Genomic DNA, 14,940 nt, shown 5'->3' with positions numbered 1-14,940 from the left:
AAAATTAAAAGCGATTGATTGGTTGAACAATACGTCACTTGCGTGGCGTATTTTTTGTGAAAAAAATCCCCGGCCTTGTTCTGCATAGAAGAAAGTAACGATTTCGACGCGGCACAGCACTTATACAATTGAAATTGAGAAAAGCATTCGCTCGCTGTTTTGAAAGGAGTTGCACAGTACATTGCTCAAGAGAGAGTTGAACGAACGAATTACTAGAACGGACGCCGGCACACCAATGGGTGAAGTGTTTCGACGCTATTGGATCCCTGCCCTCTTGTCCGAAGAACTTCCCGAACCAAACTGCCCGCCCATTCGGGTCCGTCTTTTGGGTGAGGATTTGGTTGCGTTTCGCGACAGCAATGGGCAGGTGGGACTTCTCGATGCATATTGTCCACACCGTGGAGCGCACCTGTTTTGGGGGCGGAACGAAGAGTGCGGTTTGCGGTGCGTTTATCACGGCTGGAAATTCGATGTAACCGGTCAATGCGTTGATATGCCGAATGAACCGCCCGAGAGCAATTTTAAGCATAAGGTGAAAACGGTTGCTTATCCATGTTGGGAAGCCGGTGGAATGGTCTGGACCTACATGGGGTCTGCCGACGCACAGCCACCACATCCGGATTACGAGTGGCTACGAGCTCCAGAAACGCATCGTTTTGTGTCAAAAACTTTCGAAGACTGCAACTACCTTCAAGCGCTTGAAGGTGGCATTGATACGTCGCACTCTTCCTTCGCTCATAACAATAATCTACAGGACAAGAAGGCGCTCCGCTCTCGTGCTACAGCACCAAAACTGGAAGTGCACAAACGCGATCACGGCTTTACCTACGTCGGCATCCGCGACTTGGGTCAGGATGGAGTCTACGTCCGTGCTTATCAATTTGTCATGCCCGCCCAGCAGATGAGAGGATATATGACCAACTGGAGCACTGGCGAGCCGGAGGAACACCCGTCCGTAAACGGGCACATCTGGGTTCCGGTGGACGATGAACACTGCGTCGTCTACAACTGGATGTACTCCGCTGACCCGGATCATCCACTGCCGCGAGACTATTGCATCGAGCACGAAACACTTTTTGGACGCGGACCCTCAAACAGCTTGCCGGGATACCGGTTAATTCGCAACAAGTCGAATGACTACTTAATTGATCGCGAGGTTCAACGAACAAAAACGTTCACGGGGATCAAAGGAATTAACACACAGGATTTTGCCTTACAGGAGACGATGCGTCCGATAGTTGACAGGTCGAAAGAACGCCTGGGTGCTGCTGACGCGGCCATCATTGTCGCTCGTCAGTTACTGCTGGAAGCTACAAATGATGTGGAAGCCGGTAAGTCACCGCGTGGTGTTCATCCGGAATCGCATCGCGAGGTTCGCGGTTGCGATCAGATCTTGCCCCGAGGCGTTGCATGGCAAGAAGGCTTGTCAAATGAAATGCTTGCTCGCTTTTAATTCCAAGCGAGTACACGACGACGGATGCTCCTTGAAAAGAATTGGAGGGAACGGGATTGCCAAAAGTTTCTGAGGACCTCGCAAAACGGTTTGCCACAGAGAAGAACTCAAAATATCAGGATTGGGTTCGTGCCGAAGGGCTTGACATTATCGCTGGCCATTATGTGCCCAATCTACACCACGTCGAAGTGAAACCTTGGCCTCGTCGTGGGGGAGCAGGCGTCTATATCAACCATGAGGCGTCAAGGCATTCAAACGACTGCTACGTGTGTGATATTCCTGCGGGCGGGAAACTCGCGCCCCAGCGGCAACTTTTCGAAGAAATGATCTACGTGTTGGACGGGCACGGATCGACGTCTGTCTGGAATGATGCGGGGCAAAAGGTCACGTTTGAATGGAATGCCGGATCTCTGTTTGCCATCCCCCTCAATTGTTGGCATCAACATTTCAACGGGTCCGGTCAGGAAAAGGCGCGCTACTTGGCGGTGACGAACGCACCAATGGTCATCAATTTGTATGAGGAGGCGGATTTTGTCTTCAATACGCCGTATGACTTTAAGAGCCGTTTCAGTGGCGAGCCCGAGTACTTCTCCAACGAGGGGACACAAAACGGGTTTCTTCTGGAGACAAATTTTGTCGCGAACACGAGAACTTTACCACTTATTAACGCCAAGGAGCGAGGCGCCGGCGGAGGGCATATTCGCTTCAACTTGGCCAAGGGTTCCATGAACAGCCATATTTCTGAATTCCCTGTCGGTACGTACAAAAAAGCCCACTTACACGGTCCGGGAGCACATGTGATCATTCTTGATGGATCGGGATTTAGTTTCATGTGGCCGGAGAATTCACCTCTGCAGCGGTATGACTGGCAGGAGGGGAGTATGATCGTGCCGCCGGATCGATGGTACCATCAGCACTTCAATACGGGAAAAACACCCGCCCGTTACCTCGCGCTCAAGTACGAGGGTACGTCTATCCGCAATGAGCAAGGTGTGCCGAAGGCATGGATCAGTAAACGTATCGGCGGTGACCAAATCGATTACGCGGATGAGGACGAGATGGTTCGCCACGTTTTTGAGGAGGAACTGGCCAAGAATGGATTGGAATCGACAATGCAACCCGTGTATGAGGCGGAGCGGGCGACTTTAGAGGCCTCAGTGTCGACAAATGAATAATGACACGGTAGCTGTGGGTACAGGATTTCCATCGCCGATTGAGAACCCTGCTGTGGTTCCGTTTTACCTACACGACATTGGAGATGATCACTTTCACGACGACGACGGAGACATAACGCTTGAGAACAACGGCCTATGGGTGTCAGATCATTTTGATCTGACCAGCGTGGGCGTCGACATTGGATCGGCATCCACGCAAGTTGTCTTTTCAAAACTGACGCTCGAGCGCATGGGTGGGGCTCTGTCCAGTCGGTATCGCGTCATTGGTCGGGCGTCCCTCTATCGCTCTCCAGTTGCTTTGACTCCGTACCGTGGCCATCATCGAATCGATGAAGTCGCTTTGGGACGAATTGTTGAAAACGCTTACCAACAGGCCGGGATGACGCCGGATAATGTTGATACCGGGGCCGTGATTTTGACAGGTGAAGCCATTCGGAGAGAGAACGCCCAGGCTATCGGGGAGTTGCTTTCCCTGCAGGGCGGCAAATTCGTCTGTGCTATTGCAGGACACAACATGGAAGCACTTCTTGCCGCCTATGGTTCTGGCACGGTGTATCTCTCCTATCAACAAAAGTGTCGTCTGTTGAACATTGACATCGGCGGCGGAACGACAAAGCTCGCGGTTTCCGTAAACGGGAAAGTCGTGGACACGGCTGCCATTCATGTCGGCGGTCGACTCATTGCTACCGATGACAGTGGACGTGTTATTCGACTAGAACCAGGCGGTCAAGCGGCAGCTAAGGCAGTCGGACTCGATCTGTCAGAAGGCCAAGTGATTTCGGCGGAAGACAAGGGACGGATAGCGACGTGGATGGCGGATCGGGTGTATGAGGCCGTTCTATCCCCGCAGACGCCCGGTGAAGTGAATCTATTCTTGACGGACCGATTATCTGCGGCGGGGCCATTTGACGGGATCGTATTTTCGGGCGGAGTTGGCGAGTACTTCTACGATTTGGAACAGGCTGACTTCGGCGATCTCGGTCCGTACCTTGGCCGAGCACTTCGCGAACGTTTCTCGAGTGCTGCAAGGGTCGGACCTGTGCTCGAAGCGTCGGAACGCATTCGGGCCACAGTGCTTGGGGCGTCTGAGTACAGTCTGCAGATCAGTGGCAATACCCTTTATCTCTCTAGTCCGAAAGTGTTGCCGGTGCGCAACTTACAAGTCCTACATGCTCCATGTGATTTGCATCACGATATCGATCCGGCAATCGTCTCCAAGCAAATTGCCGACCATGTGAAAAAGTTTGATTTAGTTGACGGCGAATCCGACTTCGCGCTTTCGTTTCACTGGGGTGGGCCGCCGTCATACACACGGATTCGGGCATTTTGCGAAGCGCTCTTGCTGGCGATTCCCGAATCCCTAAAGGGCCGCCGTCAAGTGACGCTTGTCCTCGACGGAGATATTGCTCAAAGTGTCGGACGGCTCATGAAGGATGAGCTCAAAGTCGCAAGTCCGCTGTTGGTCCTGGACGGTATTTTGCTTCAGGATTTCGACTTCATTGATATTGGCAGAATGATTCAGCCTGCGGGCGTTGTACCGGTCACAGTCAAGTCGCTGGTATTCGACATGGCGATGAAGGGCACATCGGTCCATCTGCATGTGCACTGAAGAGTTGTGGTACGGGCCAATGAGGAGGTGATGTTTCAGACATAGGGGTAGAGGAAATGTACCGGGGCCAATGTGGCGGATCGAAAATTCACCAAATTTTCCACCAGAGAAAATGTCTGACATCGACGAAACGTCAAAAACAGTACCGAGGGTGGGAGGGAGCATATGAAAGCCACTGTGAAACGTTTTGCAGTCGCAGCTGCTGCCGTCATGACTTTGGCGGCACTCGTGAGTGGGTGTGGAAATTCTTCTCAAGGATCCGGAAACAGCAATGCAGGCGCTACGTCAGGTGGGAGCAACACGGCCGCGAGTTCGTCAGGAACAGCAAGCGGACAGTCGGCCGCAGACTTCTTCAAAGGAAAGACGATGCAGCTCATCGTGCCGTATGGTCCAGGAGGCGGATATGATCAGTGGGCACGCCTTATTGCGCCGTATCTTCAGAAGAATCTGGGTTTGAAACAGGTTCAAGTTGTCAATGCACCAGGCGGTGGGGGATTGGTCGGAACCAACCAGATCTACGCCGCAAAGCCAGACGGACTGACCATTGGAGACACGAACGCGGGCGGCGATGTGTTTGACCAAATGGTTGGTGCGAATGGCATGACATTCGATGTGACGAAAATGACTTGGTTAGCTCGACCCGACGATGATCCGCACGTCATTGCTGTGCACCCTACTGGTCAGTATAAATCGTTTGCCGACTTGGAGAAAGCAAAGCAACCAATTAAAGGATTGGCGACAGGAAAGGGTAGTTCTGACTATAACGCTGCCGTCATCACGTACAATGCGTTTCACATTCCGTTTAACATGGTCGCCGCATTCAGCGGAAGCAGCGATGAAAAAGCGGCATTTTTAAGAGGAGACGGTGACACCACATCGCTATCCGCATCAGATGTCGCTCAAGCCGGTGACAAAGCTAAGGTCGTGGTTCTCCAATCAGACCAACCGTTTGACAAGTTGCCAAACGTGCCAACGGTCGTAGACCTCGCTCAACAGGCAGGATTGAGTCAAGACACGGTAAATGCGCTGAAGGCCATGACCAACATTATGGACCTCGGCCACGCCTTTATTGCGCCGCCGGGGATTCCGGCTGATCGTGTTCAAGCAATCGAGGACGCTATGCAGAAGTCGCTTCAGGACCCTGCTTTTGTCGCCTCCGCACAAAAAGCACACTTGTACATTGGCTATTTGCCAGGGTCTCAGCTGACTCAAATGGTGCAACAAGCCATGAGTAACACAGCCTTGGTGAAACCACTGCTCAACGATAAGAAATAACTTCCGGTTCTGTCACCAGACCTCTATAAGGAGGTGTCAATGAAATGTTGCACCAACTGGTACTCGGATTTGGGTCGCTGTTTACACCGTCTGGCATGCTCATGATTGTCCTTGGTTCGCTCCTTGGTACATTTGTGGGCGCCATTCCTGGACTCGGTGGCGCCGTGCTCATGACGATGCTGCTTCCGTTCATCTATGGCATGCCTGTCATTCCGGCACTGTGCCTGCTTTTGGCGGCACATTCGGGCATTTATTTCAGCGGCTCGGTGACGGCCATCCTTCTCAACACGCCTGGGGCCCCCGAGTCGGCGGCGACTACATTTGACGGGTACGCCATGACGAGACAGGGGAAAGCAAAACGCGCACTCGGGATTTCGGCTGTGTCGACCACCATCGGCGGTTGGATCGGCGTAGCTCTGTTGCTCGTCGTGATCCCATTCATGTTCCAACTGATTAAGCTATTTCAGCCGTCTGAGTACTTACTACTCGCCATCTTGGCCATCGTTTTGATTGGGCAAATGAGATCGGGATCGATGACAAAAGGGCTTCTCTCGGGACTGTTCGGTCTTATGATCTCCTTTGTGGGATATGATCCCATAACGGGCGTTCAGCGTTTTACGTTTCACCAATTGGCTCTCTATAACGGGTTCAATATCACCGCTGTTGCGCTCGGGATCTTTGCGTTTGCGGAAATGTTCCACTTGTACAGTCTGAAGAAGGGGCGCGCAGAAGCCGCGAACATTAAGCTCTCCGCGAAAACGCCCGGTGCCGGCGTCTTAGATGGCATGAAGGATGTTTTTTCCCATCCCTGGTTGACGATTCGATCCGCCATTCTTGGTACACTCCTCGGCGTTGTTCCGGGGATTGGAGGGGTGGCAGCCAACTTCATATCGTACGGGCAGGCCATGAAGACCTCAAAACATCCTGAGAAATTTGGCACGGGCATCCCGGAGGGAATTATTGCTCCCGAATCGTCGTCCATCTCAAAAGAGGCTGGAAACTTGGTTCCAACAGTGGCTCTGGGCGTGCCCGGTGGGGTGGGGATGGCCGTTCTCATGAGCGGATTCACCATTCTCGGCATTGTTCCGGGCCCTAGTATGCTGAAAAGCAACTTGGATGCTGTGTTTGCCATGGCCTTTGTCATTGCCATTGGGAGTTTGTTGTCGAGCGCAATGGGCCTCGCGATCGTTCCGCTCTTGGCGAGAATCAGTCGAGTACCAAGTACGATTTTAGTTCCATTTATTTTCGCCCTTGCCGCGCTCGGGTCGTTTGCCGCTGATCAAAGTATGGGGCAAGTGTTGGCCGTGTTTGCCTTCGGGATTGTGGGGCTCCTGATGAAACGGTTCAATTACTCCGTGCCGGCGGCCATGATTGGGTTCATTCTCGGCTCGGTGGCTGAGCAAAACCTGTATTTGACGCAGCAGCTATTCGGGCTGTCCATGTTTAAGCGACCTCTCACAGACTTGATGATTCTCATCATTTTGTTTGTCGTTTTCAACCCGTACCTGCAACGATTCCGGCGCACATCAGTCAAGGCAAAGGAGGAAATCACTGCATGAAACACGTCCGGGCCGAGCTTTTCCTTGACATCGCGTGGATCGTTTTTGCTGCGGGTTACGTGTCAATGGCAAGTCAGTACCCTCCGGCTGGTCGCTTGATTCCAATGGTCGTGGGTATCGCGTCTATCGTGGCAGGTGTCTTTCAGCTCTTGGGAAATTTTATTCCGAAGATTCGCTTTTTAACGCACGACCGAAAACTCGCTGTGGCCAAACAGGAGGCAAAGGCACCACAAACGTCTGTATCCCAAGGGGACCAAGAAGGGGCGGTAGAGGTATCGCAACAGTGGCAATGGATCGCCATGATCTGGGCCGCTGGGCTCATCCTAGGCATTCTCATTATCGGATTCGTCCCAGCTATTCCACTGTTCTTTTTGGTCTACTTTTTGCTTCAAAAACGACAGCGAAACTGGAAATTGGCTGTTGGCTCCGCCATTGCAATGGGGATACTCACGTACGGCGTGTTCGAGAAAGTTCTCGGATTGCATTTGTACGCTGGCATTCTGTTCAGTTGACGCGTGATCAGAGATTTTTGAGCAGTTAAGGAGGAATTGAGAAGATGGGAACGGAATCGCACTACCACAGCAAAAAGGATCGCGTTTTTGTCCGCGGCATTACTGGCGAGTACAACTTGAAGACGGAGCTTGAGAGACTTCGATCCCTGCCGCGTGTACGCAGTGGAGACAGAATCGACTTCCTTGATGGTCCGCAGACATTCAGCAAACATTACCTCGAGCCTGTGGATGGCCTGGGCCAAACACTCCATATTCACCTGGAGGAGTATGCACCGGGCGGGAAGTCGCAAAAACACGGGCACGTCAACGAGGCCGCCTTCTACATCCTCGACGGCCGCGGCTATGAGATCCACGACGGTGAACGGTATGACTGGGAAGCGGGAGATGTTGCCATCGTTCACAACAACTGTGTTCACCAACACAATAACGCGGACCCGGAAAAACCGGCTCGAGCGCTTGTCATCAAGACGAAGCCGATGTACATGTTTATGAATATGTTGTTCCAAAAAACGGTCATTCCGAGACCCACTGAGCCTACTGAGCATGGTGTTGGCTTTGTTCCAAGGCAAGATGAAGACACACAAGCTTAATCACTAAATTAGGAGGGGTACAGTATGGCTTGGGGAGAGGCAAAAGCGTGGAATCAAGGTGACCAGAGTTTAGCGTTTTATCAGGATACACTGACGGATGCGGCGGAAAAGCCGATTCGCGACAGTCAACGCAAGAAAATTATCAAGCCTTGGGAAATGCCCTGGGAATTGGCCCCGCAAGGCATTTTGAAACACATGATCAACGACCAAATGAACGCTCGTATGGAAACGGTCGATGCGTATATGCAAATTATCCCCCCAGGCAGTCACTCAGGGAAGCATCGTCATCTTGCGGAAGAATGTTTGTATGTACTCGAAGGTCATGGATACGATTTGCACCAAGACTGCGACGTGGAGATCACGGATACGTATCACTGGACACCGCAGGACGAGGTGAAGCGTTTTGAATGGAAAACGGGCGACGTCATTTACATTCCGCCAAACACGATTCATCAACACTTCAACGCCGACCCGAATCGACCTGTGCGTCTCATTTCTGCCATTAATCGGATATACAAATATTCAGGGTTAAATGACTTGGAACAACTCGAAGATGCACCGGAGTACACACCGGGACAGACACTGAATGCCGAGATCGTAGCCGAAATGTTAAAGGTCAAGGCCAACATGGAATAAGGATTCCACAGTGCGGCGGGGGACACAACGTTTCACAAGAATAAACATGGACACTTCATCTATGTATTCGAATGTGAGGTTCTATCGTGTCCTCCGGAACCGTGCCCGAGTGAATTGCGATTTAACAGATTATTTGTGAGTGAGGGACAGCCAGTGAATGATGCCTGGATTCCACAAGTAGGCAACAAGACAGTGGCCATTTTTGGCTATCGAGAAGATGGTAAGGAGCATGCGGAAGCGCTCCGAAGGCAAGGAATCAATGTGATTTTCGGCATTCGTGATGACAGGGACGAATGGAGTATAGCGATTGGGGACGGCCAGGATGTTCGTTCGCCGGAAGAGGCTGCCGCCGTTGCCGACATCGTGCAGGTTTGGTGATGCACCGGATTTCCAGAAATAAATATAGAGCACTCGGAAAGGGAAGTGACAATAGCGATGCGAAAAGTCCTCGCCGCTGTGGCAACAGCCAGCTATGAGACGCGTGTTCAGGAGTTTGCAGTTCCTTCCATCTCACCGAATTCGGGCCTGTTAAAGGTAGAGATGGTGGGCGTATGCGGCACGGATGTAGCCAATTACAGACATATATCGGACCCCCGAATTCTTGGCCACCACGTTGTTGGTTACATTGAACAGATAGGCGCCGACGCGGCCACAAAGTGGGGAGTGAAAGAGGGAGACAGAGTCGCGATGGAAGAGTACCTTCCATGTGGTCAATGCGAACGTTGCCGGGAAGGACTCTATCGGGCCTGTCAGTTTACGGATTCACGGCGCGGCGGAATGCGTTACGGGAACACGTCTATCGGGATCGAGCCGAGTTTGTGGGGGGGCTTCAGTCAGTACATGTACCTCCATCCAAGTGCCGTCGTCCACAAAATGCCGGAACACGTGCCTGCTCCGGAAGCTGTGTTCACATTGCCGCTTGCAAACGGTTTTGAATGGATGTGCCTTGAGGCGAATGTCGGCGTGGGCAAGACGGTCGTCATCCAGGGACCTGGACAGCAAGGGATGGCTTGCGTTTTGGCCGCCAAAGCGGCCGGTGCAGAGAAGGTCATCGTCGTCGGTAGGCAAACCAGTATCCGTCGGTTGGAACTGAGTCAGCAGTTGGGTGCGGACGCTATCGTGAACACGACCACTGAAAATGTCGTGGATCGAATTGCGGAACTCACGGATGGAAACATGGCTGATGTCGTCGTGGACGTTACATCCGGCGGATCGGAACCGATTACACAGGCGTTTCAGATTGTGAAGAACCGAGGCTTGGTGATTCTAGCAGCTTACAAGTATGCAAAAGTTCCTGAATGGGATTCGGATTTGGTGTTGGCAAAGTCGCTGACGGTAAAAGGGTTGCGCGGCCACAGTTACCGATCAGTCAAAATGGCTATCAATTGTATTGCATCAGGAACGTTTCCCATTTCGATCCTGCAGTCACACAGCTTCGGCTTGAACCAAGTCGATGTCGCTTTGCGTACGGCTGGGGGCGAGGGAGAGCCAAATCCGCTGTTAGTGGCTGTGGAACCATGGGCGTGATCGATGATTACATAGTGTGTCTCCCGAGATTATGCCTAGATTGCGAGGGAACGACGTGAAAACAAACCAGAATATAACGCAGAGACCTGGCTGGATAGGGTATGGCGCTGTGGTGGTCATTCTCCACGTGGTGGGTATCTGTTTTTTAGCTGCGGCCGTTCCAAATCATCCTACGTTGCTAGGACTCGCCCTGCTCGCTTACACGTTTGGTCTTCGTCACGCTTTTGATGCGGATCACATCGCCGCCATCGACAATACTGTTCGCAAATTGAGGCAACAAAAACGGAGTTCGATGGGTGTTGGTTTTTATTTTTCGCTTGGTCACTCAACCGTTGTCTGTGTCATGTCAGTGGTTACGGCTTTTGCAGTTCAGTGGGCGCAAAGGCACATTCCGGAGCTGCAAGCCGTTGGTGGAATGGTTGGGACACTGGTGTCGTCCAGTTTCCTAATTTTAATTGGCCTAGTGAATTGTCTCATCCTGATTAACCTCTACCGGATGTTAGGAGGGATGAAAGAGGAATGGTTTAATGAGGAACAGTTGGAGAGACTTCTGCAATCGCGAGGTCTTATTAACCGGTTGATCGGTCCGCTATTCAAGTTTGTGAATCGGAGTTTTCATATCTATCCAATTGGCTTTCTGTTTGGTTTAGGGTTTGACACTGCAAGTGAAGTTGCATTACTTGCCATCTCAGCCGGTGCCGCCAAGAATTCACTTCCCGCTACCGGCATTTTGTCGTTGCCCATTCTGTTTGCGGCGGGAATGAGTTTGATGGATACGGCGGACGGCATCTTTATGACGACTGCGTATAACTGGGCATTTGCCACACCTATCCGGAAGATTTATTACAACCTTACCGTTACAGGGTTATCGGTCGTTTCGGCACTCTTGATTGGGGTTGTCGAGGCGCTTCAAGTCCTAACACCACACTTCGGATTGGACCAGGGACTGTTTGCGTGGTTAGACAACTTAAACTTAGGAAATGTTGGATTTGTCATAGTGTGTCTATTTGCTCTGTCTTGGGGTGTATCTTTCGGGATATGGAAGTTCTTTCGAATTGAACAAAGATGGTCCTCGTCTGAATAATATCATTTCTTATTTTAGCGTTGTTTCATATGACAGAAAGCGCCCCGTTACCCCGAACAGGTAGTGTGTTACATTCCAGGTGAGGCAAAACATTCAAAGGAAAGGAGGATTTTGAATGGCGGTTCAAACTGATAAACTGCCAATGACTTATCTCTCGGACGAAAGCCCGGGTCAAGCCCGATGGCGCTTGGGTATTCTGAGTGCGGGACACGGCGTCACGCATATGCAGGGTGCCGTATTACCTTTAATTTATCCGATTCTTATGAACAGTATGGGATTCGGCTATGTTGAACTTGGCGCGATGTTGACGTTCACTCGGCTCGTCAACGGATTTTTACAAGGCATCTGGGGTGCTGTTGCCAAGTACATTTCCGGCCGAAATCTCATTGTTATGGAGAACATCGGGGTTGCAATAGGAATCGGCGTGTGCGGCCTGGCTCATAATTTTGTGGAGTTGACAGGCCTCGTCACGTTTGGGCAGATTGCCGCCAGTCCACATCATCCGATTGGAAGTGCCATGTTAAGCAAGTGGTTTAGCAGCAAAAAGCGTGGATCGGCACAAGCCATCCATTTTGCCACGGCAAATGTGGCAACGGTCATTTGTCCGTTGGTGGCAACTTTTCTCATCACGGCCATCGGTTGGCGCGACACTCTGTATATCCTGACGATTCCTGGCTTGCTTATCGGTCTATTGATTCTCTTGTCCCTGCCGGCAGAAATGCTGGTGACGAAATCAAAAAATCAGCTGAGTTTTACTGCGGGATTTTTTGAACCGTTAAAAAGTCGGCACGTCCGAAGGTTAATTGCCACCGCCTCGATTACCGCCGGGGGAAAAGGTATTGGAATCATGCAAACGTTTTTGCCTTTGTTTTTCCTGAACCACCTCCACTACAGCAAGTCGACCACCGGCATCTTGTTTACATTGTTCACGGTGACCAGTGTCATTGGTCCAATGGTGAGTGGGAAATTGTCGGATCGATTTCATCGCGCGAGATTCCTCAGTTTTCTTCTATATGGCGCGTGCGCGATGTCACTCGTCATGGTGATCTTTTCATCCGCAGTCAGCAACGTGTGGGTATTGACACCCTTTTTGATGATCATGGGTCTCTTCGTCTATGGCTACAGTCCTGTGGAGCAGACCATTATGTCTGATATCACTTCGCATGAGTTACAAGCAAGCGCGTATAGTCTGTTTTTCGGCATGACCTTTGCAGCATCAGCCCTGTGGCCACTTATCCTATCGATCATCGTGAGCCATCTCGGGTTTACTGCGTTTTTTACCGTAGTTGGACTGTCGTATCTTGCGGGGGCACTCATCTACTGGCACGGGAACTGGGATGTAAATGCGAATGTCACAGGGGTACCGGGCAGCTAATGTCCACACACGGGAGCCCACAACATACGATGTGAACTGCATGGAAGGGGTATCTTGATGAATCATAGAGTGAAATTGGCGGAGACGGTGAGGCTGTTTCAGGCTCTGGAGTTATTTGATATGAATGGCCACGTCAGCCTTCGGACCGAGGACGGTTTTCTCACCCATGGGCGACAAACTGCTCGGGCAACGGTAACGGTCAGTGACGTCATTAAGGTCGATTGGGACGGCGTCTTGCAAGAAGGAAATCAAGAGCCTCCCAATGAGGTCTATCTACACTCGGAAATCTATCGCGCTCGACCTGATGTAAACGCGATTGCCCATTTTCACGGGCATTGGACGAACATCTTAAGCTTGGCGGGGATCCCCATACGTCCAGTCAGTTCCGTTACTTGCGGCTTAGGCACGGAGTTTCCTGTGTATCACGATCCCGATTCCATCAGCACCGTGGAACGAGGCCGAGCAGTTGCAGCATGTTTAGGGGAGAGTAAAATCGTCATCTTACGTGCGCATGGTGCCATTGTGACAGGACAGTCACTCGAGGAAGTTCTCGTCGCATCCAAATATCTGGAGATAAACTCGCAGCGGCAGGTGTTTGCTCGCCTGTTGAATCCGGTTGCTATGCTCAGTACAGATGAAGTTGAGCGGATCGGAAAGTCCCTATGGATTCCAAAGAACATCGAGAAATCCTGGGTTTATTACTACGAGAAGGCCAAACGGGACGGAACATTGTACGGGGTATTTGAGGAGGCGCCGGAGACTGTTAGGTAACCTTGATAAATGGCGATGGGGGGCATCGAAGTTAGATGTCCCCCATGTATTTGGATAACGAAGTCACAGACGATCTCGAGTTTCATTCTATCCCTTCGAGTACTCTTTTCATCCGATGGCTCCACGTGTTTGCGAGCGCATACGATTGTCGCCGTTCGTGCAGGCTCTGTGACCGTCCGGTGGCCTCAGCGACGGCATCCCGGAATGGTTCAACCAACGCGGATTGGTCTCGTGCCGAGTAGACGAACGACTCCATGTCGGGCGGGATAGGAACACCGTATGTGACAATGGGTTTGCCCACTGCCAGATATTCATACAGTTTGAGTGGACTTGATGCAACACTGGCTGGACCTGGTGTCCTTGGTAACAGGAGCACGTCCATTGCATGCAGATAGGAAGGCAGGTCAGGGTACGGAATCGCCCCCAAATATTTGACATTGTCGAGCGAAGTTAACCGGTGAAACGCCTGCTTATGCGCCTCGTCGCGAAAGTTTCCTTGACGACCCATCAGGTATAGGGTGATGTCGGGATATTCTGTCGCAAGTTGAATCATCGAGTCGAAGTCGATCCAGTGGTTCAATGTACCGGCAAATCCCACTTTGATTCTGCCTTCTTCTCGTACGTCGGCAGGTGGGATCCCGCTCGGTTTCATAAAACCCGTCGCATCGACACCATTAGGACTGTGGTCGATTGGAACATCCAGAAGCGTCTCCATATCGTGACGAAGTTTAGGAGACACAGCTAGTACTTTTACCGAACTACTGGCAAGTTTTCTCCATGCTGATACAACCGCATCTCGATCCCAGTCGTACGGAAACGATAGAATATCATCGACACAGTCGAAAACTAGGTATGTTGGGTCCAAACGTTCAATCAGTCGCTGCTGAAACGGTGTCCAGTTCGTGATGTAACAGACAGTGCTGGATCGCCAATTATCGCCCCACAATTCCGACAGTGCATTCGCTAGGTTAGAAGTTTGCCGTTTGTAAGCCATGGAAAGTGGATCAACCTTGCGGGGGATGGGCAGCGGAGGTGTAAATACATTCCAGTTCGCGCTGTGATCTGATTCCCACCTTGTCAATCGCCCATTTAATCTTCGCCAGCTGGAGAAAGGCTTTGGAGGCTCGACATACGCAACTTGGCCTTCGAAGGCGCTGGTCATAAGGCGTGACGTGTCTTGAAACCCGGGTGTAGAAAAGGACGACATACCGATGGTTAGCCAATGCTTTATCATCACCATACTCCTCTAGATGCCTATGTCATCGTTGTTTGGTTGAAAAGCCAAGGTAATTTTGCCCGACTACACGTTTTCCTATGATGCCCCATCCAGACAAACGCTAAGCATCGGTGGGCCGCCTGCTCAGCATGCTGCGA

Annotated in this window: 14 protein-coding genes; 13 read left to right on the top strand and 1 reads right to left on the bottom strand. The window is 51.4% G+C overall.

All coding sequences use genetic code 11. From position 1 onward, the window contains the following. The first annotated feature begins 181 nt into the window (after positions 1–181). The 13 genes from NZD86_RS15175 to NZD86_RS15115 all read left to right on the top strand — a co-directional run bounded on the left by NZD86_RS15175 (position 182) and on the right by NZD86_RS15115 (position 13,566). Positions 182–1,453: a Rieske 2Fe-2S domain-containing protein gene (locus NZD86_RS15175; protein WP_268042896.1), complete on the top strand. Its 1,272-nt coding sequence runs from the start codon at positions 182–184 to the stop codon at positions 1,451–1,453. 56 nt (positions 1,454–1,509) lie between these two features. After that, positions 1,510–2,628 carry a cupin domain-containing protein gene (locus NZD86_RS15170; RefSeq protein WP_268042895.1) on the top strand — a complete coding sequence of 373 codons (1,119 nt, stop codon included), beginning with the start codon at positions 1,510–1,512 and terminating at the stop codon, positions 2,626–2,628. Then, positions 2,621–4,237 (top strand): ethanolamine ammonia-lyase reactivating factor EutA, encoded by a 1,617-nt coding sequence (locus NZD86_RS15165; RefSeq protein WP_268042894.1) that lies wholly within the window; start codon positions 2,621–2,623, stop codon positions 4,235–4,237. Before NZD86_RS15170 ends, NZD86_RS15165 begins: the two co-directional genes overlap by 8 nt. A 165-nt stretch (positions 4,238–4,402) precedes the next feature. Next, on the top strand, positions 4,403–5,512 hold the full coding sequence (locus NZD86_RS15160; RefSeq protein WP_268042893.1) for a Bug family tripartite tricarboxylate transporter substrate binding protein: 1,110 nt from the start codon (positions 4,403–4,405) through the stop codon (positions 5,510–5,512). 44 nt (positions 5,513–5,556) lie between these two features. After that, positions 5,557–7,071 carry a tripartite tricarboxylate transporter permease gene (locus NZD86_RS15155; protein WP_268042892.1) on the top strand — a complete coding sequence of 505 codons (1,515 nt, stop codon included), beginning with the start codon at positions 5,557–5,559 and terminating at the stop codon, positions 7,069–7,071. Then, the gene (locus NZD86_RS15150; RefSeq protein ID WP_268042891.1) at positions 7,068–7,583 is read left to right on the top strand and encodes a tripartite tricarboxylate transporter TctB family protein; all 516 of its coding nucleotides are present in this window, start codon (positions 7,068–7,070) and stop codon (positions 7,581–7,583) included. Before NZD86_RS15155 ends, NZD86_RS15150 begins: the two co-directional genes overlap by 4 nt. 44 nt (positions 7,584–7,627) lie before the next feature. Beyond that, positions 7,628–8,173: a cupin domain-containing protein gene (locus tag NZD86_RS15145; protein WP_268042890.1), complete on the top strand. Its 546-nt coding sequence runs from the start codon at positions 7,628–7,630 to the stop codon at positions 8,171–8,173. A 24-nt stretch (positions 8,174–8,197) separates the two neighbouring features. After that, positions 8,198–8,809, top strand: coding sequence for a cupin domain-containing protein (locus NZD86_RS15140; protein WP_268042889.1), 612 nt, complete (start codon positions 8,198–8,200; stop codon positions 8,807–8,809). 135 nt (positions 8,810–8,944) lie between these two features. Further along, the gene (locus NZD86_RS15135) at positions 8,945–9,187 is read left to right on the top strand and encodes a Rossmann-fold NAD(P)-binding domain-containing protein (RefSeq protein ID WP_268042888.1); all 243 of its coding nucleotides are present in this window, start codon (positions 8,945–8,947) and stop codon (positions 9,185–9,187) included. A gap of 57 nt (positions 9,188–9,244) precedes the next feature. Then, entirely contained in the window at positions 9,245–10,336 is a 1,092-nt protein-coding gene (locus tag NZD86_RS15130) for a zinc-dependent alcohol dehydrogenase (RefSeq protein WP_268042887.1), read from the top strand. A 31-nt stretch (positions 10,337–10,367) separates the two neighbouring features. Further along, positions 10,368–11,420 carry a HoxN/HupN/NixA family nickel/cobalt transporter gene (locus NZD86_RS15125; RefSeq protein ID WP_268042886.1) on the top strand — a complete coding sequence of 351 codons (1,053 nt, stop codon included), beginning with the start codon at positions 10,368–10,370 and terminating at the stop codon, positions 11,418–11,420. Between the two features lie 115 nt (positions 11,421–11,535). Continuing rightward, entirely contained in the window at positions 11,536–12,795 is a 1,260-nt protein-coding gene (locus tag NZD86_RS15120) for an MFS transporter (RefSeq protein WP_268042885.1), read from the top strand. Between the two features lie 57 nt (positions 12,796–12,852). Then, positions 12,853–13,566, top strand: coding sequence for a class II aldolase/adducin family protein (locus tag NZD86_RS15115; RefSeq protein ID WP_268042884.1), 714 nt, complete (start codon positions 12,853–12,855; stop codon positions 13,564–13,566). Between the two features lie 82 nt (positions 13,567–13,648). Here NZD86_RS15115 and NZD86_RS15110 read toward each other — a convergent pair whose 3' ends face one another. Then, entirely contained in the window at positions 13,649–14,800 is a 1,152-nt protein-coding gene (locus tag NZD86_RS15110) for a glycosyltransferase (RefSeq protein WP_268042883.1), read from the bottom strand. Positions 14,801–14,940: the final 140 nt, after the last annotated feature.

Origin of the sequence: Alicyclobacillus dauci (genome assembly GCF_026651605.1) — a bacterium.
Taxonomy (GTDB): Bacteria; Bacillota; Bacilli; order Alicyclobacillales; family Alicyclobacillaceae; genus Alicyclobacillus; species Alicyclobacillus dauci.
The sequence above is the reverse complement of the archived record's forward strand: the minus strand, read 5'-3'. Positions and strand labels throughout refer to the sequence as shown.

Bases quoted from the DNA above. Each gene is read 5' to 3' on its own strand.
- NZD86_RS15130 (WP_268042887.1), top strand. From the start codon at position 9,245: ATGCGAAAAGTCCTCGCCGCTGTGGCAACAGCCAGCTATGAGACGCGT.
- NZD86_RS15145 (WP_268042890.1), top strand. From the start codon at position 7,628: ATGGGAACGGAATCGCACTACCACAGCAAAAAGGATCGCGTTTTTGTC.
- NZD86_RS15120 (WP_268042885.1), top strand. From the start codon at position 11,536: ATGGCGGTTCAAACTGATAAACTGCCAATGACTTATCTCTCGGACGAA.
- NZD86_RS15115 (WP_268042884.1), top strand. From the start codon at position 12,853: ATGAATCATAGAGTGAAATTGGCGGAGACGGTGAGGCTGTTTCAGGCT.
- NZD86_RS15110 (WP_268042883.1), bottom strand. From the start codon at position 14,800: ATGATAAAGCATTGGCTAACCATCGGTATGTCGTCCTTTTCTACACCC.
- NZD86_RS15150 (WP_268042891.1), top strand. From the start codon at position 7,068: ATGAAACACGTCCGGGCCGAGCTTTTCCTTGACATCGCGTGGATCGTT.
- NZD86_RS15155 (WP_268042892.1), top strand. From the start codon at position 5,557: ATGTTGCACCAACTGGTACTCGGATTTGGGTCGCTGTTTACACCGTCT.
- NZD86_RS15125 (WP_268042886.1), top strand. From the start codon at position 10,368: ATGCCTAGATTGCGAGGGAACGACGTGAAAACAAACCAGAATATAACG.
- NZD86_RS15140 (WP_268042889.1), top strand. From the start codon at position 8,198: ATGGCTTGGGGAGAGGCAAAAGCGTGGAATCAAGGTGACCAGAGTTTA.
- NZD86_RS15160 (WP_268042893.1), top strand. From the start codon at position 4,403: ATGAAAGCCACTGTGAAACGTTTTGCAGTCGCAGCTGCTGCCGTCATG.
- NZD86_RS15165 (WP_268042894.1), top strand. From the start codon at position 2,621: ATGAATAATGACACGGTAGCTGTGGGTACAGGATTTCCATCGCCGATT.